Genomic DNA, 1,475 nt, shown 5'->3' on the forward strand with positions numbered 1-1,475 from the left:
GGTTTCCGGCGGGGGTGCTACTCCCCCGGTTTAGGCTTCGTCGGCGTAGTCCGCTTCTTCGGCGGTGAGTTCTTCCTCTTCGGCCTGTACTTGCGCGAACGTCTCCCCCGGCTGCTGCACTCCACTGTTTTCTGCCTTCACGGATTCCTGTGTTTCTGTGTTTCCGTGGTTGGTGATGATGGTTTCTACCTCGCTGAGGGTGTAGCCCCATGTGGTGAGCTGGGTCAGGTAGTGCTTGGCAGTGCTGGTGGGGTTGCGCCATGACTGGCGGGTGAGGCTCTTTTCGAATCCTGCGAGGATGACGGCGAGGGTGTTGGTTTCGTGGCGTCCGGTGGGCTTGGCGGTGATCTTCGCCAGCTCGCCGTAACCGTCTTTGCCTCCGAGCAGTTCGGCAGCGAATCCGGTGTGCTTGGAAAGGCCGTCAGCAACGGTGTAGGAGTGGTTTCCCATTGACTGGGCGATAAACCGCAGGGCGTTCTTCGGGGCTGTTTTGCCTTTGAGCAGGTTTTTGAGGAAGTCCACGCGGACCGTTTCGGCGGCGTCCCATGCTCTATTGTTTTCGATCACGCGGCGGCGTTCTGCTTTCTCGTCCTCTGTCATTGGCCCTGTCCGGGTGGCCCCGGGTTTGGTGAACCCTGCTGCTTTCCAGTCGGTATTGACCAAGGTGATGCGTACTTCCCCGTTGTAGCTGAATCCGATGTGCGCGGCATCTGCCTCGTCGTCGGTGAGTGGAACACCTTCGATGGTGCGCAGGTCGCGGATATTCGCCATGGGGCCTTTGTAGTCGTAGTAGTTCAGATCCTCGTCAACGATTTTGAGTCCTTGGGCGGTGACGGTGGCCGCTGCTTCGGCCATGAGGGCGGCGCGGGTGCGGTCGTCGCGGAGCCGTTGGGCGGTGTGGTCAAAGCTCTGCGGGTTGTGCGCGGCGGTGGTTTCGAGTTTGGTGATTGCTTCTGCGTCACCACTGAATTCCTCGATCACTGCGGCCATGTCCAGTGTCATGCCTTGGGCGAGTGCTGCGCTGGCGGTGTCGTCGGCCCGGACTTTCAGTGCCGCGTCCACGGTGGCCTTTTTTGCGCCAGTCTTTTTCGCGATCTGGGTGGCTGAGACTCCGAGTAGGGAAAGCTGGTGGAACGCTTCGGCGCGGTCGTTGTCGGTGAGTCCTTGGCGCTGGTCGTTTTCCACGACCTGCTTAGCTAATCTGTCGGCCTCTGTGAGGCTTTCGACCACGTAGACGGGCATCAGGTCGAGCTTCGCTTCTACGGCGGCGAGGGTGCGCCTCTGTCCGTACAGGACGTGCACTCCCCCGCTGTCGGTGCGGTGCGCGACGACTGGCTGGATTACTCCGTGTTCTTTGATGGAGGCCAGGAATGCCTTGTCTAGCTGCACATCGGCGCGAACGTTGGCGTCGATGGTCAAGGTGGTGGGGTCGATCATTTCGAGAACAGACATAGCGGTGTGCTCCTAGTTCGCAG

Annotated in this window: 1 protein-coding gene; it reads right to left on the reverse strand. The window is 60.3% G+C overall.

Annotation, left to right across the window (positions count from 1 at the left end):
- Positions 1-30 precede the first annotated feature (30 nt).
- Positions 31-1,452 (reverse strand): ParB/RepB/Spo0J family partition protein, encoded by a 1,422-nt coding sequence (locus K728_RS0104280; RefSeq protein ID WP_024475963.1) that lies wholly within the window; start codon positions 1,450-1,452, stop codon positions 31-33.
- Between the last annotated feature and the right edge of the window lie 23 nt (positions 1,453-1,475).

The sequence above is a fragment of the Arthrobacter sp. CAL618 genome (genome assembly GCF_000468215.1).
Lineage (GTDB): Bacteria > Actinomycetota > Actinomycetes > Actinomycetales > Micrococcaceae > Arthrobacter_D.

Bases quoted from the DNA above. Each gene is read 5' to 3' on its own strand.
- K728_RS0104280 (WP_024475963.1), bottom strand. From the start codon at position 1,452: ATGTCTGTTCTCGAAATGATCGACCCCACCACCTTGACCATCGACGCC.